Annotated in this window: 18 protein-coding genes and 1 pseudogene; 10 read left to right on the forward strand and 9 right to left on the reverse strand. The window is 58.8% G+C overall.

Features of this window, described 5'->3' with window-relative positions; all coding sequences use genetic code 11:
- The first annotated feature begins 125 nt into the window (after nucleotides 1–125).
- From BM399_RS14675 to BM399_RS14690, 4 genes are all read left to right on the forward strand, one after another.
- Complete coding sequence (locus BM399_RS14675; protein WP_092868511.1) at nucleotides 126–1,178, forward strand: cupin domain-containing protein; 1,053 nt, start codon at nucleotides 126–128, stop codon at nucleotides 1,176–1,178.
- 105 nt (nucleotides 1,179–1,283) lie between these two features.
- Complete coding sequence (locus tag BM399_RS14680; protein ID WP_092868512.1) at nucleotides 1,284–3,188, forward strand: FUSC family protein; 1,905 nt, start codon at nucleotides 1,284–1,286, stop codon at nucleotides 3,186–3,188.
- Nucleotides 3,185–3,388, forward strand: a complete 204-nt coding sequence (locus BM399_RS14685; RefSeq protein WP_092868513.1) for a DUF1656 domain-containing protein — start codon at nucleotides 3,185–3,187, stop codon at nucleotides 3,386–3,388. Before BM399_RS14680 ends, BM399_RS14685 begins: the two co-directional genes overlap by 4 nt.
- 9 nt (nucleotides 3,389–3,397) lie before the next feature.
- Nucleotides 3,398–4,606 carry an HlyD family secretion protein gene (locus tag BM399_RS14690; RefSeq protein ID WP_244531271.1) on the forward strand — a complete coding sequence of 403 codons (1,209 nt, stop codon included), beginning with the start codon at nucleotides 3,398–3,400 and terminating at the stop codon, nucleotides 4,604–4,606.
- 60 nt (nucleotides 4,607–4,666) lie between these two features.
- Here the strand turns inward: BM399_RS14690 and BM399_RS14695 are convergent, their stop codons facing one another.
- A complete protein-coding gene (locus BM399_RS14695; protein ID WP_092868514.1) occupies nucleotides 4,667–6,502 on the reverse strand; it encodes a carbamoyltransferase family protein in 1,836 nt (611 codons plus the stop codon).
- Between the two features lie 118 nt (nucleotides 6,503–6,620).
- Nucleotides 6,621–7,040: a hypothetical protein gene (locus BM399_RS14700; RefSeq protein WP_092868515.1), complete on the reverse strand. Its 420-nt coding sequence runs from the start codon at nucleotides 7,038–7,040 to the stop codon at nucleotides 6,621–6,623.
- A gap of 486 nt (nucleotides 7,041–7,526) precedes the next feature.
- Here BM399_RS14700 and BM399_RS14705 point away from each other — a divergent pair, with 486 nt between their 5' ends.
- The 4 genes from BM399_RS14705 to BM399_RS14715 all read left to right on the forward strand — a co-directional run bounded on the left by BM399_RS14705 (nucleotide 7,527) and on the right by BM399_RS14715 (nucleotide 13,162).
- Nucleotides 7,527–8,912, forward strand: a complete 1,386-nt coding sequence (locus tag BM399_RS14705) for an alpha/beta hydrolase family protein (RefSeq protein ID WP_092868516.1) — start codon at nucleotides 7,527–7,529, stop codon at nucleotides 8,910–8,912.
- A gap of 301 nt (nucleotides 8,913–9,213) precedes the next feature.
- Nucleotides 9,214–10,581, forward strand: coding sequence for an alpha/beta hydrolase family protein (locus tag BM399_RS14710; protein ID WP_143117840.1), 1,368 nt, complete (start codon nucleotides 9,214–9,216; stop codon nucleotides 10,579–10,581).
- Between the two features lie 87 nt (nucleotides 10,582–10,668).
- Nucleotides 10,669–10,827 carry a DUF5989 family protein gene (locus tag BM399_RS21230; protein WP_177228179.1) on the forward strand — a complete coding sequence of 53 codons (159 nt, stop codon included), beginning with the start codon at nucleotides 10,669–10,671 and terminating at the stop codon, nucleotides 10,825–10,827.
- 235 nt (nucleotides 10,828–11,062) lie between these two features.
- Entirely contained in the window at nucleotides 11,063–13,162 is a 2,100-nt protein-coding gene (locus BM399_RS14715) for a tetratricopeptide repeat protein (protein WP_092868518.1), read from the forward strand.
- A 264-nt stretch (nucleotides 13,163–13,426) separates the two neighbouring features.
- Here the strand turns inward: BM399_RS14715 and BM399_RS14720 are convergent, their stop codons facing one another.
- The 5 genes from BM399_RS14720 to BM399_RS14740 all read right to left on the reverse strand — a co-directional run bounded on the left by BM399_RS14720 (nucleotide 13,427) and on the right by BM399_RS14740 (nucleotide 18,403).
- Entirely contained in the window at nucleotides 13,427–13,735 is a 309-nt protein-coding gene (locus BM399_RS14720) for a formate dehydrogenase subunit delta (RefSeq protein WP_244531272.1), read from the reverse strand.
- Between the two features lie 386 nt (nucleotides 13,736–14,121).
- A complete protein-coding gene (locus BM399_RS14725; protein ID WP_244531273.1) occupies nucleotides 14,122–14,460 on the reverse strand; it encodes a YciE/YciF ferroxidase family protein in 339 nt (112 codons plus the stop codon).
- A gap of 53 nt (nucleotides 14,461–14,513) precedes the next feature.
- Nucleotides 14,514–15,635, reverse strand: coding sequence for an extracellular catalytic domain type 1 short-chain-length polyhydroxyalkanoate depolymerase (locus BM399_RS14730; RefSeq protein ID WP_092868520.1), 1,122 nt, complete (start codon nucleotides 15,633–15,635; stop codon nucleotides 14,514–14,516).
- A gap of 61 nt (nucleotides 15,636–15,696) precedes the next feature.
- Nucleotides 15,697–16,167 (reverse strand): CopG family transcriptional regulator, encoded by a 471-nt coding sequence (locus BM399_RS14735; protein ID WP_244531274.1) that lies wholly within the window; start codon nucleotides 16,165–16,167, stop codon nucleotides 15,697–15,699.
- A 316-nt stretch (nucleotides 16,168–16,483) separates the two neighbouring features.
- Nucleotides 16,484–18,403: a PAS domain S-box protein gene (locus tag BM399_RS14740; RefSeq protein ID WP_092868521.1), complete on the reverse strand. Its 1,920-nt coding sequence runs from the start codon at nucleotides 18,401–18,403 to the stop codon at nucleotides 16,484–16,486.
- 661 nt (nucleotides 18,404–19,064) lie between these two features.
- Between BM399_RS14740 and BM399_RS14755 the strand changes: the two are divergent.
- Nucleotides 19,065–19,670, forward strand: a pseudogene (locus BM399_RS14755) (SDR family NAD(P)-dependent oxidoreductase); the annotation flags it as partial.
- 290 nt (nucleotides 19,671–19,960) lie between these two features.
- Here BM399_RS14755 and BM399_RS14760 read toward each other — a convergent pair.
- Together BM399_RS14760 and BM399_RS14765 are read right to left on the reverse strand one after the other, a co-directional pair.
- A complete protein-coding gene (locus BM399_RS14760) occupies nucleotides 19,961–20,452 on the reverse strand; it encodes an HAD domain-containing protein (protein WP_092868525.1) in 492 nt (163 codons plus the stop codon).
- Nucleotides 20,453–20,579: 127 nt separating this feature from the next.
- Entirely contained in the window at nucleotides 20,580–20,957 is a 378-nt protein-coding gene (locus tag BM399_RS14765; RefSeq protein ID WP_092868526.1) for a PRC-barrel domain-containing protein, read from the reverse strand.
- A gap of 221 nt (nucleotides 20,958–21,178) precedes the next feature.
- Here BM399_RS14765 and BM399_RS14770 point away from each other — a divergent pair, with 221 nt between their 5' ends.
- Nucleotides 21,179–22,762, forward strand: coding sequence for a B12-binding domain-containing radical SAM protein (locus BM399_RS14770; protein WP_244531275.1), 1,584 nt, complete (start codon nucleotides 21,179–21,181; stop codon nucleotides 22,760–22,762).
- The last annotated feature ends 178 nt before the right edge of the window (nucleotides 22,763–22,940 follow it).

Below are 22,940 nucleotides of genomic sequence, written 5' to 3' on the forward strand. Positions count from 1 at the left end.
TGCCGGCACGACGAACGTTTCCTAGTCGATATCCCAAGGTATTACCCGTCCATCCCCTCGAGCGATTTCGATAGGCGCAAGCTTCTTCTAGCGTTGCGCAACGTCAGCTCGATGAGGATGCCGTCATGATTGAAAGCAAAAAAACAAGCGCCAGCGTAACGTCTCTCTCTGGACAACGCCGGCAATTCGAGAGTCGCGATGGATCGATTGCGACCGTCGACGCCTCCATTCTGCCCGTGATGAAGCGTCTATCGATTCGCCGGTTACTGCTTTCTTCACTCGGCGTGCGGGAACCTCATTGGCACGCCAACGCGCAAGAACTTGGGTATTGCCTTCGCGGCAACGCGCTGATGACGATCGCCGATAGCCATAGCGTACGGCACACCTTCACGCTTTCCCCGGGCGAGATGTTTTTTGTTCCAAGCGGAGCCCTGCATCACATCGAGAATACCGGTGACGACGAGGCCGAGTTTATTCTGGCATTCTCTCACGAAAAGCCAGAAGACTTCGGAATATCGGGTTCATTCGGCGCCATGACGGATTCGGTTCTCGCCAATACCTTTGGCCTCAAGGCCGGGGATTTCAGCGAATTCACGCGCTCGACAACGGATACGCATATCGGCCGCCGGGCCGCCAAAGCGATCGTCGAGGAACAGGCGCGACACCCCGATCCGTTGCATTACAGTCTCGAGGCGACCCCGCCCCAAATCATCTCCGGCTCTGGTTCGGCCCATACTGCGAAAAAGGAATTGTGGCCGGCACTCAAAAACATATCGATGTTCTCAGTGCGTATCACCGGTGTCGGAATGCGCGAGCCTCATTGGCATCCTGAAACTGCCGAGATGGGATACATCGCGAGTGGACGCGGCCGGATTACCATCCTGAGCCCCGGTGGCCATACCGAAACGTTCGAGATCACCGCAGGAGACACGTATTTCATTCCGCCGGCATACCCGCATCACATCGAAAATCTCGGAAGCGATACGCTCCACATCCTCATTTTCTTCGATCAGCCAACTCCTGGCGATGTTGGATTCCAGACGCTTCCGAGTTGCTTTTCGCGTGAGGTTCTCGAAGCGGCGTTCGGGGTTGGCGATCGATCGTTGCCGGAATTTCCGATGATCACGGTTGATCCGCTCATTGTGCCGCGAGTGAACCCGATCTCGCCGCCGGGGTGAAGTCGACGCTTTATCATTTGGATCAGGCGCCGCCGCGTCGCCGCGTCTCCTAAACAGCAAACCCGATCTTTCCTTCGAGCATCCGGCGTGACCGGAGGGGCCGATATGACCGCCGTCGCAAATCGTATGCCTATGCGCTTCGCCGGCTTCCCGATCGGAGCCTGGGCCTTTGCATGGCGGACTTGGCTCTCGCTTGTACTCGCGCTTTACGCGGCTTTCTGGCTGCAGCTCGAATCCCCCGCGACATCCGCCCTCACGGTTGCTGTCCTGGCCTTTCCCTGGCGAGGACAGGGACTGGAGAAAGCGGCCTACCGGGTCTTCGCCACCGTGATCGGTTTAATAGCATCGATCGCGATCGTCGGCCTCTTCTCGCAGACAGGATGGTTGTTGATTGCGATTCTCGGAGCCTGGGTCGGGGCTTGTGTCTACGCGTCATCACTGTTCGATGGCTTTCGCAGCTACGCCGCCGTTCTGTGCATAATTACGGTGTGCCTCATCGCGGTTGAGCCGCTCGACACACCGCAAAGCGTTTTTGAACTCGCGCATGAGCGGGGTGCCGCAATATTGATCGGCATTCTGTCGGTGACTGTCGTCAACGATTTCTTATTTGCGCCTGACTACTTCCCCACGATCGCGGGGCGCCTTGAAGCGCTGCATCGCAAGGTATCGGCGGTGGCAGCTTCTTCTATGCACGGTGTCGGCCTGCCATCGGAAGACGTCGCGGCTCTCTTGCGTGCGATCACAGCGCTTCGTCCCGACGTCACCAGTCTCGGCACAGAGACGAGCGTTGGTCCGGCTCGCAGTGCTGCAGCCCGGACCGCGATGGTGGATCTGGTCGTCCAACTGGAGGTTAGCCGCAGCGTTGCTGCGTTGACGGCTTCGCCGTCAGGGGGCGTGGATGACTCCGAGAATAAAAATCCGGCTCCTCCGACCATCAGCAAATCCACGAGCAAAACAGCCGCGCTCGCTTTGAACTGGATGAAGTCAGAACTGCTGCGGCGCGACCGCAATGTCGCCACCAGCATCCGCGCGCTGAGGCGGGGAACCACCCTCGAAAACGCGCGTCGCAGCCCCTTCTATCGTTCGCACCGCATCGCTTTGGAGAACGGTATCAGAGCCTTTGCCTACTTCGTTTTGTCCGCGATTGCGCTTGCAATCGCAGGATGGCCTTCGACGAGCGTGGCGCTGGCCTTTGTCGGCATCCTGATTGGCCTGGCGGCGATGTCGCCGAACCAGAGCGCGGCAACCACTCTAGCACTTGTCGCCGTTCCCATCGGGTGCCTCCTCGCTGGCGTCCTGGAATTCGTGGTGCTCGACGGCGTAACCGCCTTTCCGTTGCTCGCGATTGGCCTGTTGCCTTTCATTATGCTACCGGCCCTCTTGCTCACCATGCCAAACCCGGCGTTGGTATCTTTCGGTCGCGGTATCCTCGTCTTCACGATCGCTGTCTTTGCGCCGAGCAATCCGCAAACATACAATCCGCAGACATTTCTCTTTGCCTGCATGTTCTTGAGTATCTCGGCCCTTCTTCTGTTCGTCTGCCAGCATGTCTTCCCGCCGCTATCGACCGCAGGAAAATTGCAAATTCTATTGTCGGAAGCGCGACGCGACATCCTGATGCCCGTCACTGGAACGCACAGTCAGCGCGAGCGGGATGAAGCGTTGTTCCGCGACGCGGTGCGCGTCGGTCAGATTGTAAGCGCCGCCGGAACAGAAAATTCCGACGCCCCACTGATCGAAGAGGCACTCGCCTGCTTTGATCGTGCGGCGGCGTTGCGGCTGGCAGATTCCGCCCTCGGCATGTTGCCGCCGGACACGCCCGTCTTGTTGCGTGAGACGGCGATGTCGGCGGTTCGCGACGCGGATAGCAGCGCGATGCTGGCGGCCGCAGAGGCGATGATCTGCACTGAAACTGAGAAGAGATGTCCGACTGAGGATGCCGCATCAGCGCTCGCCGCGGCGGCGAATCTTCTCGGGCTCACCGCTGCTAATACGGAGAAGGCGAAGTGACACCGGTATTCAATGAGGTCGTCATCGGCGGCATCATGCTAGCGCCCATCATCACCTCGGTCGGGATGACCATCGTCACCGTACTCGCGCTCAGGCCTGTCCTTCGGAGGATTGGTTTCACGCGGCTATTCGCGAGTTCGGCGATCGCAGAGTTCAGTCTCTACGTAACAATTTTCAGCCTTTTCACCCTGTTTGCCTAGGAGGTTAGGATGGAAGAGTCCGTTGGCGATCCCATGACAGCTCAGGCGCGATCCGCACCTGCACCGGCGAATGCTCGTCCTTTCCGGACACCGTCTTGGGTTCCGACATTGGAGGGACTTACTCGGAAGCCGCATTTTCGAGCAGCAGCCAAAATCCTTCCTACGGTCGCCATCGCCGGTATCGCGGTCGTGCTCGCGGCTATGACGTGGCAATACTATGTGCAAACGCCATGGACACGGAACGGCGCCGTGCGCGTGCAGGTCGCCAATGTCGCTCCGCAGGTTTCTGGCCAAATCATCCAGCTGCCTGTCACCGACAATAAATTCGTCCATAAGGGTGATCTGCTCTACGCAATCGATCCATTCGATTTCGAGGTCGCCGTCCGCACGGCCCAGGCTGCGGTGGACCAACGAGCGGCCGATTTGCAGGTCAAACAGGGGCAGTCCGCGCGTCGCCAACGCTTGACCGATAACGCGACGACGCCGGAGGAGCAGCAGGTCTACGCCGGTACTGCAGCACAGGCGCAGGCCGCATACGACGCAGCAGTACAACAACTCGCCCTCGCAAAACTCAACCTGAAGCGCACGCGAGTGACGAGTCCGGTCAACGGTTATGTTACAAATCTGCTGTTGCGCGTCGGAGATTACGCCGTGGCGGGCCAAAGCAATGTATCAGTCGCAGATTCCGACAGCTTCTGGGTCGACGGCTATTTCGAGGAGACGAAGCTATCGCAGATCTGCCTCGGTGATCGCGTCGAAGCAAAGCTGATGAGTTATCCAGAGCCGATCACCGGCCATGTCGAGACCATCACTCGCGGCATCAGCGTCGCCAATGCTGCCGGAGGCGCGCAGGGCCTTCCGAGTGTCGACCCGATTTATACTTGGGTGCGGCTCGCACAGCGGATTCCGGTACGGGTCGCGATCGACAATGTTCCTCAGGGCGTGCCGCTGGTCTCTGGCATGACCGCTACGGTGACTGTCGCTCCGTCCAACGCGTCTGAACGTCAAAGCTGGCTCGGTAAAGTCAAAGGCCGCTTTGACAAGCTGGGTCAGTTGTTCGAGCCGCCGATGTCACGACCGAATTGCCTGGGCGCCGAATTGCAAGGACGGCCCGTTCCCGAATCGCTTCCCGCTCCGCAGGAGGGGCCTGCTCCGTCGTCGAAGGATCTCGCCCCCGGATTGGTGCCCGGTATCGATCAATCGCCTCGTGTTGATTGATCGTCCTTGGGAATAAGACCTACGTTGCCGTTGGATTATCGCATGCCGTCGGAATTGGCCTTAGTCGGCCTCAAGCCCCTTTGCGTATTCGCGTGCAAGCCGCTTTTCCTGATCGACCTTGGCGAGGATGCAATTGCCGATGACAAGCGTTTCCATCCCCGTACCCATAAAGCAATTGAAAGCGTCCTCGGGTGTGCAGACGATCGGCTCGCCGCGCACGTTGAAGCTCGTATTGACCAGAACGGCGCATCCGGTCCTGCGTTTGAAGGCAGAAAGCAGCTGATGATAACGGGGGTTTGTCTCCGCGTGCACCGTCTGGACACGCGCTGAGTAATCGACATGTGTGACCGCCGGGATATCCGACCGAAGGACATTGAGCTTGTCGATACCGAATAGACACTCCTTCGACACATCAATCGCCCGACGACGGCTACTCCGCACGTCGGCGACAAACAGCATGTAGGGACTGTCCTCGTCGAGGTCGAAATAGTCGGCGACGTCCTCTCGCAGCACTGACGGCGCGAACGGCCTGAAGCTTTCTCGGTACTTGATCTTGAGATTGAGCGTCTTCTGCATCTCGGGATTGCGCGGGTCGCCAAGAATCGAACGGGCGCCGAGGGCGCGCGGCCCGAACTCCATGCGGCCCTGGAACCAGCCGACCGCGTGACCCGCTTCGAGCGCATCGCAGGCGCGCTCGAAAATCTCCGGTTCCGCGACGACCGAGAATTTGGCTCCGGCACCCGAGAGCCGCCTTTCGATTTCCGCCTGAGAGAACTCGGGCCCGAGATAGGCCCCCTGCATCGCGTCGCGTCCGCTGTTCGAACGCCGCGGTTGCGCGTGGTGCGTATGATAGGCCGCCAGCGCGGCGCCCACCGCGCCGCCAGCGTCGCCTGCGGCGGGCTGGACCCAGATGCGTTTGAAGGCGCCGTCGCGCAGCACTCTTCCGTTCCCCACGCAGTTGAGTGCCACGCCACCAGCAAGGCAAAGGTTGTTGATGCCATATGTCTTGGCGAGGCTGCGCGTCATGCGCAACATGATCTCTTCGGTGACCTTCTGCACGGACGCGGCAAGATCCATGTCGCGCTGCGTGAGGCGCGCTTCCGCGTCGCGCGGCGGCCCGCCGAACAGATCGTGGAATTTCCGCGATGTCATGGTGAGGCCAGTCGCGTAGTTGAAGTAGCTCTGATCAAGCCAGAACGAGCCGTCCTCCTTGAGGTCGATCACGTTCGCCAAGATGAGGTCGGCGTACCTGGGCTCGCCATACGGCGCCAACCCCATAACCTTGTACTCGCCCGAGTTGACCTTGAAACCGGTGTAGTAGGTGAAGGCCGAGTAGAGCAGGCCCAAACTGTGCGGCCAGCGGATCTCGCGTTTGGGCTCGAGGGCATTGCCGCGGCCGATCCAGACAGACGTCGTCGCCCACTCGCCGACGCCATCCATCGTCAGCACGACGGCTTCCTCGAACGGCGAGGGAAAGAAGGCGGAGGCGGCGTGGCTTTCATGATGCTCGGCGAAAAGCAGCTTACCCTCGACGCTTCCGCTCGGAGAAATCTCCGCGAGCAGCTTCTCAAGCTCAGACTTCTGGAAAAGCTTTTCCTTGATCCACAGCGGCATGGCCATGCGAAAGGAGGTAAAGCCGCGTGGCGCGTTCGAGAGGTAGGTTTCGATCAAGCGCTCGAATTTGACCAGCGGCTTCTCGAAAAACACAACGTTGGCAACGTCATCGAGACTTATTTTTCCGGCCTCAAGGCAATATTGAATAGCCTTGGCCGGGAAACCCGCGTCATGCTTCTTGCGCGTGAACCTCTCCTCCTGTGCGGCCGCAATGATCCGCCCATCCTCGATGAGAGCTGCCGCACTGTCGTGGTAGAACGCCGAGAGACCAAGCAAGCGCACGGGCAGCAGGCTCCCGAACTAAGAAGACAGCGTGTAAGCAGGCTTCGGCAACCATTCGTTCGTCACGACCATTCGTGTCTCTCCCATGGCTATCCTTTTGCAGCAAGCCGATGCGTATTCAGAATTGATTTGTCATGGACTTCGTCGTGTTGGGCTCCTCACCCCGATCGATCCAATAAGTGGCTGCATTTTTCGCGCGCTTTGATCTCAAAGGATCGTGCCAGATCCGCATTAGCAGTCCCGCCGGCACGAAGACCACGGCGAATATGGCTAACATCACCAACGGATTTACGATCCGGTGCAGCAGCAGGCCGAAATAGAACCACGCTCTGTTGAGCGGCCTCAAAATCGCCGGCGCGAAAAGGCTCGCGGCGGCCAGAGCGACGCCAGCGGCCGAAGCTGTCCACAGCGTGATGTGCGACTCTCGCCAGATGATCGCGACAATGCCGGCCACGGCGGCAAGAACCAGTCCTGTCGCGCGCTCTGTTGGGGGAGCGATCTCATTCTGGGTAAAGGACTCGTGGAAATTTCTGCTCATCGCTTCAACACGAGCAGAAAGTCGACCCTGCTGTCTACCCAGTTTCTTCTAGTTCCAGTCGCAAAAAGTACGCACAGAGCGGCAACGGTGTCTCGACGCCGACGATAGCAATCGCTGCAGAGCGGAAGCCACGCCGCCTGTGACGCAACCGCGAGATGCCGATTGCGCAGGTCACCCTCGGCCACATCAGTGCACCCAGCGCCAAGCGAAGTGGCGCACGTTCTCCTATTACTGACGTGCCCGCGAAGTCATGAGGACATTTCACGGACGTCAGACGCGCATGGCCCGCGAGCGGTGGCGGCACGTTTTTTCCGAATGGCTTGATCGCCCAACAGCGGATTACCGGCAGCCGCCTAAAGGCAGGCAGCGACGGCGCCGGTTTCCGGCGCTCGACGGTGCGTGGCTTTTGCTTGCACGTAAGGCGGATCGCTAAGGCCGCCATCGATAATGAGGTTACTTCTAGGGAGAAACTCAGTGAAAAACTCAATGAACTTACGCGTAACGTCCAAGAAAGGCGCGTTCAGTCTCGCTACACTCACCGCAGCGTTGACAACCACCGCATTCACCACCGGCGCAATGGCATGGCAAAGCCCACTGGAGACCCGTTACGTCGGCAAATCGTATAAAGTCTGCGATCAGGGTGGTTTTTTCGTCGGCGGCGTGCCCAAGGTCACGAACTTCGCCTCATCGGCGACGGTGGAAGGCCAGCCGGAGCAGATCATCATCGGCCAAGCCTACGTGCAGTTCCAGATCCCTGAGAAGCGCAAAAAGTGGCCGCTTATCATGGTGCATGGGTCTGGCTATACGGGATCCGCCCTCGATGCGACCCCGGACGGGCGCGAAGGCTGGTATTCCTATGCGGTGCGCAACGGTCTTGCGACCTTCATCGTCGATCAGCCAGGCCGGGGACGCTCGGGCTTCGACCGCTCCGTCTTCCATGAGGCGAGAGTTACCGGAAACCTGAACCTCATCCCGACGCTCGGCGGCGGCTCGAGCAACAACATCTGGACTTCGTGGTTCGGCCATCTCATTCCTGCCGGCTCGAACATTGTCACCGGCACGATGATCCGCCACGGCGATCCCGGCGACCCGGATCCCGCCGAGAATCCGGCGATGCCCGGGCAGGCCCACGGCAATTATCCACCAGCCTATCCGATCCCGCCGGTCCCGAACTCAATCGACGAAAAGATCGCTGCTCGCGTTGGAGCCATCGGACCTGCTCCGAATCCGGCAAACAACAAATATCTGGCTCTCGAAAGCTACAAATATCTCGTGCCCAACACGGAGGCCACTCTGCCGACGGGCACCTGCGCCGCGTGTACGCCGACGACCGTGCCTTCGTCAGACTGGTGGAGTTCGCAAGCGTTAGCCGAGCTCGTCATCGGCCTAGGCGGCGCGGTCGTGTCGCCGCACTCGCAGTCAACGAGCCAAGTGTTCCACATGGTTCGTGTGCTCAAGGAAAAGGGCAAGCTGCACCTCCTCAAGGGCATCATCGTTCCTGAGGGCGGCGGTACGACCTTCCCGAACGCCGGCCTCACGCCGCAGGACTTCGATACGGTGCCGTTCCTGATCGTAAACGGTGACTACCGTGCCGATGCAACGCGCGTCGTGAACCGCTCGGCCGTGGAAGCCATGAACTCGACCGGAACACGCAAGGTGAGCAAGGCGGCCTATGTCGACACCGAGACGCTTGGGTCCAAGTTCAACGGCCAGACGCACATGAATATGTTGGGAACGAACAATTTGCTGCTGTTCGACTACTTCCTCAAATGGGCTGACAAGAACATTTCCAACCCTACTGTGAAGAACAGCTGCGGGAAGAAGAACAACAACTCGAACGATCGTGACACCCCCAGTCGGGGGCGTGGCTAACAATAGGCTGTAGCTGTTTCACCGTCGCAACTCATGGAGCGGCCGCCTTCGGGCGGCCGTTCTATTTGCGGCCCGGCGTAACTCGCGCATGCCGCGACGTCGGCATTGCTCGGTTCGCGGGATAACGTCGACTTGGGGTTCGCTCACGACCAAGGATGTTCGCTCAGCGCGTCGCTGACCGACTGAAGTTCAGACTAGGGTTCTTGCGCGCCGCGAGCTGGCGTCCGCTCTCAGCACAGCTGTTACGCGCACGGGACGCCGTCGATGAGGAGACGCATAGAACCATATAAGGTGAGGAAACATGAAACCCGCGACTAGGTTCTTCCGCAGTGTCGGCATCGCGTCGACAGTGTTGCTTGCAGCGACGAGCGCTTCGGCGCACGACGGCGGCAAAAAACCCGAGAAGACGACGCGTCACATGACCGGATCGCTCGAAGTTTGCGATTTCGGTTCATTTTTCGTCGGCGGCGTTGCGAAGCTCACTCAGTATGCCAATTCCCCCACGCCCGCGACGCCAACCACCCCTTGGCAAGAAGTGATCATAGGCCAAATGTACGTGCAGTTCATGATCCCAGAGAACCAGCGCGGCTGGCCGGTCATCATGGTGCATGGTGGCGGCTATTCGGGATCGGGCGTGGAATCGACCCCCGACGGGCACGAAGGCTGGTTTGCGTACTCAGTGCGCAACGGCAACGCGACTTACGTTGTCGATCAGGCCGGCCGCGGTCGCTCTGGATTCGACCGCTCCATGATTCACGAGCGCATTGCGACCAACAATCTCGCCGGATTCCCGAGCCTCGGAACAACGAGCAGCAGCGGTATCTGGACGGCTTGGTTCGGCCATCTGATCAATGGCACCGACATCACAACCGGCACGCTCATCAAGCACGGTGAGGCGGGTGACCCCCAGTGCGCGGCCGATCCCGCTCACTGCAAGTTCAATCCGGCCCATAACTTCAACGAGATCGACCCGGACATCCAGGCACGCGTCGGCGCCATCGGGCCCCCGCCCAATCCCGCCAACGCAAAGGCGCTGGCTCTCGAGCACTACAAGTGGGCTGTGCCGAACACCAACTCGACCTTGCCGGGAAGCGTGTGCACCGAGTGCTCTCCCAATCAAAACCTCGCTGGCGACGTCACGTGGTCGGGCCAAGACTTGGCCAAGCTGGTCATAAAGCTCGGCGGCGCCATTATCGCGACCCATTCGCAAGCGGGACCAATTGGCCATCATGCTGTCCGCTATCTGAAGGCAGCCGGCCAGCTCGATAGTCTCAAGGGTCTGGTCACCATAGATGGCGTCGGCACGACTCTGGCGCAGAGCGGCACTTCAGCAGCCGACTATAAAAAGATCCCTTACATGGCGCTTATTCCGTACTATCCGGGGCTCGCGACCGCGACCTATCAGGCCAACATTGACGCCATCAATGCAGCAGGCGGCAAGGCGGACCTCGTTTCGCTGAGCAACCCGATCTACAAGGATAGATTCAAGGGCGTCACGCATATGATGATGATGGGTCAGGGTCACCTTGACGTCTTCGACGTCATCCAGAAGTGGATCGGCAAGAACGTTCCGGGCTCGAGCAAGAAGGTCGCCTGCGCAAGGCCAAATTCGCGGGGCGACGTCGACGACGACGGCGACCACCACGATCATCGTGACCACCGCCACTGACGTCGCTAAGATATCCTGAAGCCGACTTGCACCGGCCGCCTCGGCGGCGGCCGCTGCTCACGAACTCGAACCTGCCGGACGGGAAGCATGAGCAAGCTCAAGATCGTTGGAGAATATTTCGCTTTTCTACGGCAGGAAAAGAAATGGTGGATGTTCCCGATCGTGGCCGTCCTCCTGCTTTTCGGCTCGCTCATACTCCTGACGCAGGGTAGCCCGCTCGCCCCGTTCATCTACGCTCTGTTCTAGATTGCGGTGTGCATCGCCTTCGCGGAACTCGGAAGTAAGACCATCACGCGCCATGGTCATGGCCACGGTTAACTTCACATCATTAGTTGGGCTGTGGCAGGCGCGGGCGGCAGCTACTTTTTGCACTTGCGTCATCCGCCCAGGAACAAGCGCCGGCAAGAAAAGTGGCCGAAGCCCCCGATCTTCGCCATGTTCCTAACGCTCGTTGCAGGTCCTGGAAGGGCAATATGAGAACATGAGTAAGAGTGCACGGCTTTGGGCTTTCCGGATCGTCACTGCAATCTTTCTGCCCGTGCTGGCACTGGCCGCAATCGAAACCACGCTGCGTCTTGTCGGATACGGCCACGCCGCGACGTTCACTGTCCCCTGCACGGTCGATGGCCGCGACTCCTATTGCGACAACGATCGCTTCACGTGGCAATTCTTTCCCGCCGGCGCCTTCCGGCTGCCGCTGAGTTTTGCCTTTCCCGCAAAGAAGCCCGCAGACGCTTACCGCATCTTCGTTATCGGCGAGTCGGCCGCCCAGGGCGATCCCGAGCCCTCCTATTCGTTCTCCCGCTATCTCGAGGTGATGCTGCGCGAGCGCTTTCCGAAAGTGCACTTCGAGATCATAAACGCCGGCATCACGGCGGTGAACTCACACGTGCTCCTGCCGTTGGTCCGCGATCTCGCACACCACGAGCCGGATCTCTTTGTCATCTACACCGGCAACAACGAGGTGGTCGGCCCGTTCGGCGCAGGCAACCCCTCCACGGCGAGCGGCTCAAGCCTCGCACTCATTCGCAGCAGCGTTCTCTTGAAATCGTCACGCACAGGGCAACTTCTCGGCAATGCGCTCCGCCCGAAGAGCTCGCAGGGCATGTGGCACGGCATGGAGACATTCCTTGAGCAGCGGGTGCCGGCCGACGCGCCCGCTTTGGCCGGAGTGTACGAGAACTTCGAAGTCAACCTACGCGACATGGTCGAGGCGGCGAAGGGGCCGGGCGCGAAAGTTCTCTTAAGCACGGTTGGCGTTAATCTCAAGGACAATGCGCCGTTTGCCTCGGTCCATCGCGCCGGCCTTGCCGACAGCGAGCGCGCAGCCTGGGAGGCGTCCATGAAGGAGGGCGCGGTCAACGAGGAGAGCGGGCAACACGCGGAGGCGTTGAAACGCTATCTTGCGGCCGCCGCGATCGACGACCGCCATGCCGAGTTGCAGTTCAGGATAGCGCGCGCATCATGGAACCTCGGCGACTTTGCGCAAGCTCGTGAGCGGTTCGCGCAAGCCCGTAATCTCGACGCCTTGCGCTTTCGCGCCGACGGCCGAATTAACGACATCATCCGCTCAGTGGCAAAAACGTCGGGACCTCACGTCGAACTCATCGATACCGAAGCGACCTTTGCCGGCGGAAGCCAAAACGGATCACCGGGACGCGAGTTCTTTTACGATCATGTCCACATGAGCCCTCATGGCAATTACCTGATTGCCCGGACCCTGTTTCCGCGCATCTTCGCACTGCTGCCGGAAAAGGTTCGCCAGAATGCTGGACTCGTCGAGGCTCCCTCCGCCGAGGAGGTCGAGAAGCTCCTTGCGATGACGCCATTCGACCGGAGCCGGGTTGCCAAGACAGCGGCTAGCTGGCTTAGCCAGCCGCCATTCACCAACCAGATCAATCACGAGGAGCAGGTGGGGCTGCTCACGCAAGAAGCAGGTGCCGTGAGCGGCGATTTTGAAAGCACGGCGGCTGCTTATCGTTCGGCGATCGGCAAGGCTCCCGACGATCGCTGGCTGCACTTCAATTTCGGTATCCTTCTCGAGCAGAGCGAGCCCGCGGCTGCAGCGGCAGAGTTCCGCCGCGCCCTCGATATCCTTCCGGGGGACTACGGATCGCGCCAGAAGCTTGCGGAAACGCTCATCCGCATGGGCAATTTCGAGGACGGCATCGGCGAGTGCCGCACTTTGTTGAGCCAGAAGCCTTATCACGCGCCAGCCCACTTCACGATGGCCTATGCGTTAGCCCAGTTACAGCAATTTGACGAAAGCATCGCGGCCTATGAACAGTCTATCCGGTTCCATCCAGGTTACGTGGTGACCGCCTACAACATGATTGGGCTGATTCAGCTAGGGCAAAAGAAATACGATAGCGCGGCGGCGAGCTTTCAGAAGGCGCTCGATGTCAATGTCGCTGACGCTGCGAAAAGCGATCTTCTCTACAATCTGAGCGTTGCATTGGAGCGGTCGGGGAGAGACACCGAGGCGCGGAAGGTGCTGGCCACCATGGCAAACCACGAAGAAATGATGCGCAGAAAATCTCCGCCCATCGAGCCAAGCCCCGAGTCTAAAAGCACTCGCTGACGAGCACGAAGCGGATCGCCGCCAACGATCCGCTCGACAACACTCATAAGGTCAAGCGCTTGTCGAAGAAACGGCGGCGGTGAACGCCTCAACCAAGAAGTCACCGACGTGGGTTTCCGGCAGATCTGGCTTGGCTGAGCAGCCCAAGCCTCTTGCGGATCGCAAAGATAAACGCCGCGGCCGCAGCAAAGGCCATGTTCGGTGCGGGGCGATGGGCGACCCAGAGCGGTCTAGGCTCGATACCGCAATCGCGTGCGCGTGAATCTATCCAGCGTCGCCTCCTCCTTCAGCAAAACTTGGCTTTCCGCCCATCGGTGCGTGTGGGCCCGGTTTGACATTGGATCGCCGTCCATCGGATTTGGGTCCCTGAAAATAGATTGTCATCGCTTCAACGCATAAGGGATTCAGTCCTTTCCCGCCCGATTCCAAAATTTCCCTCAATTCATCGCGCATGCGCGGTTCCCACGTATTGTGAATATGCTTGGCAACGCCGTCGAGCGCTTCGGGTTTTGGGTAAACGCCGAAGAAGTCAGTAATCTGATTAGCCATACGAACTAAGTCGGAGCTTTTCACAGTGGTCACTCCTTGTTGGCCTGACGACAGTTTAGACCTGCCAGCCGGTGTTCTGAAGCCGTTTCACGTTTCAAAACCTTCGTCAGCGAGCACCTGTTCCCAAGGAAAATCGCGGAATAGGCACCAGTCGGCAAATCCTGGCGGCTTCAGCAAACAAGTTGCGCGATGCGATTAGTCGACATTCAACTCATGTCAGCGTCTTCAACAACGAGAGACGGAAGCTACGCATCATAGATGCGGCCTCGATGCCGAAGAGCTTGCGGCAGTGGCTGTTAGGACTTTCGAGGCCATCCGTCCATGATGCGCAAAAAACTCCTTTAGCTCGTGCACAAGCTCGAACTGATCGCAATTCGCGGCCCCCCACCCCGACACCCATGAGTCATTGTCTACTTCGAAGCCGCACGCTTCTTTGCAGTCATCGCGCCTTCGTGCTTCTCGGGCAAATCGTCCGCTTCAACATTGATTTCGGACTCAGCCAGCTCAGACAAAGCTTTGTCCGTCGCCTTCTCCTCTGCAAGCGTCTCGCCTAGCAGGTCGGCAGCGTCGTCCATTCCGAGCTTACTTGCCCATGCCATGAGCGTGCCGTAACGGAAAATCTCGTAGTGTTCGACGGCCTGGGCTGCACCGACCATAGCGGCATCCCGAACGGTGTCGGTCTTGGCCTCTTTCATGAGTTCTTCGGCTTCTTTGAGAATACCCTCTATCGCATCGCATGTTCCGAACACTGATCGCTTCGCTTGCTTCCCGCCGCAACGAACGCTCACGGTTGATATTCGGCTTACAAAGCGCGACGGTGTTCAAGAAAGAAGCGCAACATTTCCTTCGAGGCGTCCGGACCGTCGCTGGTGAATGAGCCCGCCGAACTGCCGCCTGACCAGGAATGCCCCCCGCCGTGGAGTTCCCACAATTCAAGAATGTTAAGCCCAAACGCATCGCGATGCACGGAATGCGAAACGCTGTACCCTTGAGACGTAGTCTTCCGCTCGGTCCGCACTTGAAAATTGGTATTTCCAGCGACACGAGCAATCACCTTCGCGCCGTTGGAAGGGTGGACCGTAGCGTCCCTATCGCCGTGGAAAACAATCGTCGGCTTGATCGCACCAGAAGCGCCACTGCCCACGTCCTTCCCCAATCCGCGCATTGCGTTGAACGCCGACGCGACATCTTCGGCTGAGCCACAAGCGAGACCAGAATGCACGCCGACGGCGGCATAAAGCTCGGGATAGGCCTCTCCCATAATTGCCGCAGCAGCGCCCCCCGCTGACAACCCAGCGACGTAGATACGCGCCTGATCGATGTCGTGCTCCTCAACGACCTGACGCGTGATTCCGGCGATCAACGATGGTTCGCCTTTCCCGCGTGCCTGATCGCCCGGCCTGAACCAATTCCAACATTTCGATGCGTTGGCCGCCTGCGGCTGCTCGGGGTACACGACGAAACACCCGTGCTCTTCTGCCACGAAGTTCATGCGGGTACCCGCAGCAAAGTCGTCCGCCGACTGCGTGCACCCGTGCAGCATCACGATCAACGGCCTTGGTCCGGCATCGCGAATGGTTGGAATATATAGTTTGTAAGAACGCCTTCCTTCCGAGTTTGAAAACGAACCGCTGATGTAGCGGCCTCCTTCCGGCGCGATGTCGGCAGCGCGCAACGCGTAGCGCCGTGCCCCTGGCAGGTTTGCCCCATCAAAGGACCGGAGCAGCTCCGGAAGAACGGCCGAAAGCTTTGCCGGGCGGACCTGGTCGGAGACGATCTCGCCGTCGATTGTTCTCGGGGCAGACGCTACCGCCGTTGTCGGGCTTATCGCGGCGGCTTGCAGCAACGCGAGGGCCTCGTTTAGGCGACCCGCTCGGGTAAGACGAGTCGCTTCGTGAATTTTTCCAAGATCGAAAGTCTTCATGTTGAGAAGGCTCCATTGGGTTGCCACCTGAAGGTGCGTGGACGTGGCGATGGATGGTTCGTTACCGGATGCGATCGGCCAGGGCGGCTTTGACTTCAGCGCTTGCGTGCAGAGTGCCAAGCACCGTGAGAGATGCGATCGTTGCGCGCGCTAACTTCGCCGAAACGTCGGGCGCGATGGTCAGAAGGCCGAGAACGCGGAGATCAAGTTGCTGGCCTGCGGCACGTGCGGCCTCAAGCTCCTGGCGATCGAGCCGTCGCAGCCCGAGATCAAGCGATTGCCGCGTCACGGCTTTGTTGACGACCTCGGCGTGCCGCTCGATCTGGTTTCGAATGGCGGTGCGTATGAAATCGGTTCTGTTTGAATAGAAACCTTCGTCGACCAGCAGATCGATCTGTCCGAGATCAACATGACCGAGATTGATCGTTATTTTCTCTGACTCGGGCCCCCGCGGCCTGAGCTCGCGAACATTATCCTTCGCCATATCCAACCATCCATAGACCATCCGTATGGATGGCAGATGGTAGGTCATTTCCAACATTCAAGCGGGGACCGCAAACTTCATGGGCCAAGGACGCCGAGCAAGGGGGTAAGCAACGCTGATCGCGATTGGCCTCCAGAAAGCGGGCTAACGGGCGCCTCACCTGGACGACAACGGAGATGTCTCGCCTCCCGCAAACTGTGGATTCAAGGCGCCGCTAGGAGCGAAATCGAAAGAGAATTCTCAAACGATCGCTTGGCGCGGGAGCATCACTATCTGCCCTCGCCTGTAACGTGACAAAAGAAACAATCGACACGGTACGGACCTCGTTCGAGGACCAACCGTCATGCCGCTTCCTGGTCCCGTCTTATAGCCTCCGGATGGCGATAGTGCCTTCCCTGGCCTCAAAGAGGCGCGTAGTCGCCTCCAGCAGCGCGGAAGAGCTAAACGGCTTGTTGAGCAAGGGTGCGTCACCAAACCCGCGAGGCAGGCTTTCTCTGCCGTAGCCTGATATGAAGACGAAAGGAACGTTGCTTCTGGTCAATGCCGCAGCAATCTCATCGACTGGCTTTCCGTGAAGATTGCCATCGAGAACGGCCGCATCGAGGCGTTCGCTTTTCACGATGTTAAGCGCATCGGGAGCCGATGCGATCATCGCCACCACAACCGCGCCAGCCGATAGGAGCGTATCCTGCAAATCGAGAGCCACGAGTGGTTCGTCTTCGATGATCAGAACCCTTTTTCCATTGAGGGTTGGCTTAGGGGCTGGAAGCGGGGGTAGCGCAGCTGGTTGTGCTTCTGGGCCTGTTTCAGGAGCCGGAAATGCAGAGCGTGGCAGCGGGAGGTCGACGTCCCAGCTAATTCCGTCTGCGGAGATTCGCATATGCGCGCTTCCCCCCTCCCCTTTCGCGCTCTGCTCGATCAGCGTGGAGCCGAAACCTCGTCTTCCGCTCACTCGGACAGGGATGCTCCCACTTTCCCGCCAGCGGAGATGGAGGGTGCTGTCGTCCACACTCCACTCCACCAGGACGCGCCCGTCTTGAACAGACAGTGCTCCGTATTTGATGGCATTCGTGGCAAGCTCGTGCAGCATCATCGCCAGATGGAGCGCGGTTTGCGGGCCAAGTTGAACCTGCGGTCCCGAAGAGGTAACCCGCGCTTCATCAATCGCGCCGTACCGCAGCTGATCGCGTACGAGTTCCCCAAGCTCGGCGCTGCGCCACGATGTTGCTCCCAGGAGGGTGTGAACGCGAGCCAGAGATTGGATGCGCCCCGAGAAACTGCTGACAAAATCCTCTGAGCTGCGCGCTCGTCGCAGGGTTTGTTGGGCGATGGCCTGGACGCTGGCAAGCGTGTTCTTGACCCGATGGTTCAGCTCACCGATCAACAACGCCTGCGTTTCTTGAGCGCGCTTCCGTTCGGTGATGTCACGGCCGATTTTGGAAGCACCGATGATGTTGCCGTCCCGGTCCTTCACAGGTGAAATAGTCAGAGAAATGTCAAAGATCGAACCATCCCTGCGTCTTCGCTTCGTCTCGAAGTGCTTGGTGCGCTCGCCGCGGCGGATCCGGGCGAGGATGTTGACCTCCTCGTCCTGCCGGTCGGAAGGAATGAGCATCGTGATTGGCTTTCCAATCACTTCATCGGCTGTGTAACCGAAGAGGCGTTGTGCCCCCTCATTCCAGCTCGTGATGATTCCATTCAGGTCCTTGCTGACGATGGCGTCGTCCGATGATTGGACAATTGCAGCCAGTCTTGCGGCTGCTGCTTCCGCCTCCCTTTGAGCACGTTCAGCAGCAACGCGGGTGGTCGTTTCATTGACAATGCACATTACTCCCGCGACGTTGCCCACCTCATCGGGGACAGCAGAGTACGATATGTCGAAAAAAACATGCTCACCGTAACCATTCCGCTCGATGTAGAAGGGCCTGTCTTTTGCCACCACCGTTTGCCCGCTTAGGCGCACCGAGCGAAGCAGCGGCTCGAGGTCGTCCCATAGTTCCCGCCAATTCTCGATTGCTGGACGGCCGAGAGCGGCCGGATGCTTTCTTCCGATCGTTGGCGCGTAGGTGTCATTGTAGAGCGCCACATACTGAGGTCCCCAAAAGAGGACGATTTGAACGCCGGCGGCGAGCATCACCTCTACCGTGTGGATTAGATTGGACGGCCAACTATCGGTTGGACCCAGTGGTGTGCTAGCCCAATCCAAACAGCGAATGCGTTCCGCCATTTCACCGCTGCCGGCAGGCCACCCGCTTCGGACACGATTGGCAATCGATTCACTCATGCTCCATGCCCTTGTTGCGGACCAGCCGTCGTCTCGCTAGGCCCTGGCAGAAAATGCCGATTTCGGCCAGTCGCAATTGCACCAGGACAATCAAGCCGCGATCTGCACCGGTCCCACCAATCCTAAAACTTCGCGCACGTGCGCTTCAACTTCTGTGATGTTGGCGCCAAGCCTATCCTCTGCCGCGAAAATGGCCATGGCGATGCAAACTCGGTCTTTGTGGTTCGCATCTAGGTTGCTCTCGCCGCTCTCCATTTGATCTCGGAGCCGGATGTAAAGCTCAACAAGTACGCTGCCGGGTAGGCCAGTCTCTTTCACGTGGATCCTCGAAGCTAACAATGCTTTGAACGCTCTTCATTGCGATTTCGTTGCGTCTTCACGCTTCTTGCGAATGGCAGACAGCTTTATTAACCGACATGAAGACTCCGCACCCGGGCGAATGGCTTGGCGGGTGTTCCCGTTTCTAATCGCGACGCCGATTCTGTTTCTCGCCTGCGCCCCCCGAGTGAGGATCGGCGCGGCCGCTGCCGCAATGGCCGCGCGATAGCCGATCGAGCGGACGGCAAATGTGGAGGCACCGCCAGGAACGCGACCTCCCCATCGCGCCTCGGCCGTCGTGCCGTCGCTGCGACCACAGGTCAAATGCTTCGGACTTTACTAAATTCCGCAAAGGCGCCGAGGCCGCGGCCCGCACCGCAACATCCAGCGCGAGATTGATGAGAAGGAAAAGAGCCGCAAGACCGAGAAGAAAACTCACGCAATGCAAGCAGGTGCGCGGGCTTATCCCGAACCGCCGCTGCCAGATCAACATCTTGCGAAGCCCGGTGAGGAAGCAGCGCTTTCGGCTCAGCCAATGTACGACGCCCCGTACTACAAGGGGTCAGAGAAACTGAAGAAAAAAGTCGCGCTCGTCACAGGCGGCCACTCGGGCATCGGTCGATCGGTCGCCGTCCTCTTCGCACGGGAGGGAGCTGATATCGCCATAGCGTATCTGACTGAGGACCAGGATGCGAAAGATACGAAGCGCGCCATCGAAAAAGAGGGACGCCGCTGCATTTTCCTGTCCGGCGATGTTGCCGATCCTGCATTTTGCAAAGCAGCAGTGAAGAAAACCGTCGAGGAGCTTGGCAAGCTCGACACCCTCGTCAATAACGCGGCGTTTCAAGAACACGTGAATGCGTTCGAAGATCTGACGGAAGAACACTTTGATCGCACCATCAAGATCAACCTCTACGGCTATTTCCATATGGCGAAAGCTGCCGTTCCCGCGCATCAATCTCGTCATACGCCGTTAGAAGTGCTGTTAGGATAACGCGCAGGTCCAATTCGCATCGATCTCAAGTTTCCAAATTGCGTGATGAATGCCGCTCATTAGCTCGAACTCTTTTTGATGAACTCTTCTTCGTACGGTGCGTTTGATTCTTGCATGTGCCCGGTGCCAACCGGCCACAACGGAGAATGATGGACGCGGACATTTTGCCGGTTTCTGGCCGCGACAACAACGCATTGGTACGCGCTGACATCTAACCTGTTCCGGGCACGTGCACTGTCCCCCGCTTAATCTTTGTTTCTGTGGAACGCCGAGCGGATATTCTCAGCCACCCTCGTGATCAAGCCTGCTCGCATGTCGCGGTTGGTCTTGCCTGCTAAGTAGTCGAGCACCCCGTTACAGATCTCTGAGGAGAGGCCTTCCCGTCCCGAGGGTTGGAAAAGCGGCAGCCCGTCGAGTTCGTCATCCTCATCGTCGATTACGACATAACGGCTGCAATCCGTATGCGCGGCGAGCCATCGAAGGATTTCCGTGCGTCGCGGCTCATCCGGCATGTCGGGACAAATGTCACCGAACGGCACTTCGTAGAACCGGGCAGCGTACAGTCCAATGGGATCGACCCGCCAGGAGGAGGTGAGCACCACGTGCGCCCCGCTGGCCTCGACCAGCTTGCGGAAGCGGGCAAGCAGCGTTTGGTCGACGATATAGGGAAAGTGGCGTGGATTGGGCGTGCGATCACAATTGAGCACACCATCGATATCGAGAAAGATCGCTTTCATTCTCACCCGTCCCTTCATGACGAGCGGCGCGAGCCCGAAACTGCTTCGAATGTCACTTAACGAAATACGAAGCACCGGCCCGAGAACGAGAGGGGCCAGTGCTGAGGTTTAGTTTGCCGCCTAAAATCTACGACTTAAAGAACTGATAGTCAGGCAGGCCCTTGAGCGATTCCTTGGTGTTGTTGCTCAAGATCTTGAAGCTACTGCCGTCGCGGGAAACTTTCAGTTCACTGAACGGTACGCTGACGTACTTGGTTCCGACGCCAAGAAAGCCGCCAACGCTCAACACAACTTCGTCCATCGAGCCATCAGCCTTGAGGACAATATCCTCGATACTTCCGATGTTTTCGTTGGCGTTGTTATACACCTTGCTTCCGACCAGTTTGCTGGTGCGAAATTCGTCCGCCGACTGCGTGTTATCCGCAGCAAAGGCGGGAACCGATGTCGCGCTAACGGAAAGGAGCAAGCCCGAGATTAAGGCCAGGGATTTGAGTGCTTTTGTCATAGAAGCCTTCATTGAAAGTTGATGGCTCTCTAAGCGGTCTCGGATGCCCATTGTTCCCAAGAAAAAATAGTCACGACTGGCGGCGGCAGGGCCACTCGAGAACGTCGCATTCGGCGCGCTCGCGCAATTTCCACTTCTTCCTCTTTCGAGCAAGTTGCACTGCAAACCCGAATCTCCCTACGAGCATCACATGCCCGGTTCACGAACGCCTGGAGCATCGCATGACAAGCTTGCCGGCCGAGCGTCGCAAAATCCTCTGCGTGTTTCCCCGTTATTCGCCATCTTTTGGGACCTTCGAGTACGCGTTCCCATTGTTGGACGGCGTGAGCGCCTTCATGCCGCCGCAGGGCCTTCTCGTGGTGGCGGCCGCACTTCCCCCGACTTGGGAGGTCCGTTTTCGCGACGAGAACATTGAATCAGCGACGGCCGAGGATTTTGCATGGGCCGATGCCGTGTTCGTTAGCGGCATGCACATCCAGCGTCCCCAAATAAGCGATATCTGCCGCCTCGCTCACGCGCATGGCAAGACGACTGTACTGGGTGGCCCTTCCGTTTCAGCGTGTCCTGAGCAATATCCCGAGTTCGATTACCTGCACGTCGGCGAGCTCGGAGACGCGACCGACGAGGTGATCGCGCGGCTGGCGCGCGATCCGTCCCGCCCCATCCGGCAGGTTGTCTTGACGACTCGCGAACGGCGAGATCTCGGCGACTTTCCGATTCCGGCCTACGAGCTCGTGCCGCTCGAACGGTATTTCATCGGCAGCATCCAATTCTCTAGTGGCTGCCCCTATCAGTGCGAGTTCTGCGACATACCGGGTCTCTATGGTCGAACGCCCAGGCTCAAGACGCCCGAGCAGATCATCGCCGAACTCGACGAATTGTTGGCACGCGGTACCAACGGAGCGGTCTATTTTGTCGATGACAACTTCATTGCGCATCGGCGGGCAGTTCGAGAACTGCTACCCCATCTCGTGGAATGGCAGAAACGGAATGGCTATCCGTTCTACTTTGCCTGCGAAGCCACCCTCAACATCGCAAAGCGGCCCGAGATTCTTGAGCTGATGCGGGAAGCCTCATTCGGAACCGTATTCTGCGGAATCGAAACGCCGGACCCGGACGCGCTGCGGGCTATGTCGAAAGAGCACAACTTGATGGTGCCGATCATTGAGGCGATCGGCACCCTCAACAGTTATGGGCTAGAAGTGGTCTCTGGCATCATCCTTGGTCTCGACACAGACAAGGAGAACTCCGGCGAGGCGTTGCTCGAATTCATCGAACGTTCCAATATTCCGATGCTGACCATCAACCTGCTTCAAGCGCTGCCGCGTACCCCGCTATGGGATCGCCTCGCGCGAGAAGGGCGGCTGGTTCATGACGACTCACGCGAGTCCAATGTGGATTTCAAACTCCCATACGCGCAGGTACTTTCCACTTGGCGAGATTGCATGGCGCGCGCCTATGAACCCGAAGCGGTGTTCGCACGCTTTGCCTACCAGATCCGTGAAACCTACCCGCACCGCATAAAGCTGCCAAACAGCCCGCAGCGGCTGTCATTTCGAAACATTCGCCGGGCCGTCTACATGCTGTGCCGGATCATTTGGGAGGTCGGCGTCCGGAGCGATTATCGCGCGGAGTTCTGGAAGTTTGCGCGACCACTGCTTCGACGTGGCGACATAGAAAATCTCATCGCGGTCCCGCTCGTCGCGCATCATCTCATCATGTTTTCTCGCGAGGCGGTCGCAGGTCGGCGCAACGCTTCGCACTACTCGGCAAGGCTACTTGAGCCAGCAATTGCGGCCGAATAGCCCTATACGGGATTGCTCCGACTTCAAACATAAGTGCTTTCGTCGGGCCGTTAGCACGCAGATCATCAGCGTTCGCCTGACACTCTCATGCGATGTTCGGACCCTTTTCCGTCATTTGGATAGTCGGTCTTAGGCTCGCTGTGACGGCAACGATCTAAGAGATCGCTTCCTAAAGCCA

Origin of the sequence: Hyphomicrobium facile, from assembly GCF_900116175.1 — a bacterium.
GTDB classification, from domain to species: domain Bacteria; phylum Pseudomonadota; class Alphaproteobacteria; order Rhizobiales; family Hyphomicrobiaceae; genus Hyphomicrobium_B; species Hyphomicrobium_B facile.

Bases quoted from the DNA above. Each gene is read 5' to 3' on its own strand.
- BM399_RS14675 (WP_092868511.1), top strand. From the start codon at position 126: ATGATTGAAAGCAAAAAAACAAGCGCCAGCGTAACGTCTCTCTCTGGA.
- BM399_RS14680 (WP_092868512.1), top strand. From the start codon at position 1,284: ATGACCGCCGTCGCAAATCGTATGCCTATGCGCTTCGCCGGCTTCCCG.
- BM399_RS14690 (WP_244531271.1), top strand. From the start codon at position 3,398: ATGGAAGAGTCCGTTGGCGATCCCATGACAGCTCAGGCGCGATCCGCA.
- BM399_RS14700 (WP_092868515.1), bottom strand. From the start codon at position 7,040: ATGAGCAGAAATTTCCACGAGTCCTTTACCCAGAATGAGATCGCTCCC.
- BM399_RS14705 (WP_092868516.1), top strand. From the start codon at position 7,527: ATGAACTTACGCGTAACGTCCAAGAAAGGCGCGTTCAGTCTCGCTACA.
- BM399_RS14710 (WP_143117840.1), top strand. From the start codon at position 9,214: ATGAAACCCGCGACTAGGTTCTTCCGCAGTGTCGGCATCGCGTCGACA.
- BM399_RS21230 (WP_177228179.1), top strand. From the start codon at position 10,669: ATGAGCAAGCTCAAGATCGTTGGAGAATATTTCGCTTTTCTACGGCAG.
- BM399_RS14715 (WP_092868518.1), top strand. From the start codon at position 11,063: ATGAGTAAGAGTGCACGGCTTTGGGCTTTCCGGATCGTCACTGCAATC.
- BM399_RS14730 (WP_092868520.1), bottom strand. From the start codon at position 15,635: ATGAAGACTTTCGATCTTGGAAAAATTCACGAAGCGACTCGTCTTACC.
- BM399_RS14735 (WP_244531274.1), bottom strand. From the start codon at position 16,167: ATGACCTACCATCTGCCATCCATACGGATGGTCTATGGATGGTTGGAT.
- BM399_RS14740 (WP_092868521.1), bottom strand. From the start codon at position 18,403: ATGAGTGAATCGATTGCCAATCGTGTCCGAAGCGGGTGGCCTGCCGGC.
- BM399_RS14760 (WP_092868525.1), bottom strand. From the start codon at position 20,452: ATGAAAGCGATCTTTCTCGATATCGATGGTGTGCTCAATTGTGATCGC.
- BM399_RS14765 (WP_092868526.1), bottom strand. From the start codon at position 20,957: ATGACAAAAGCACTCAAATCCCTGGCCTTAATCTCGGGCTTGCTCCTT.
- BM399_RS14770 (WP_244531275.1), top strand. From the start codon at position 21,179: ATGACAAGCTTGCCGGCCGAGCGTCGCAAAATCCTCTGCGTGTTTCCC.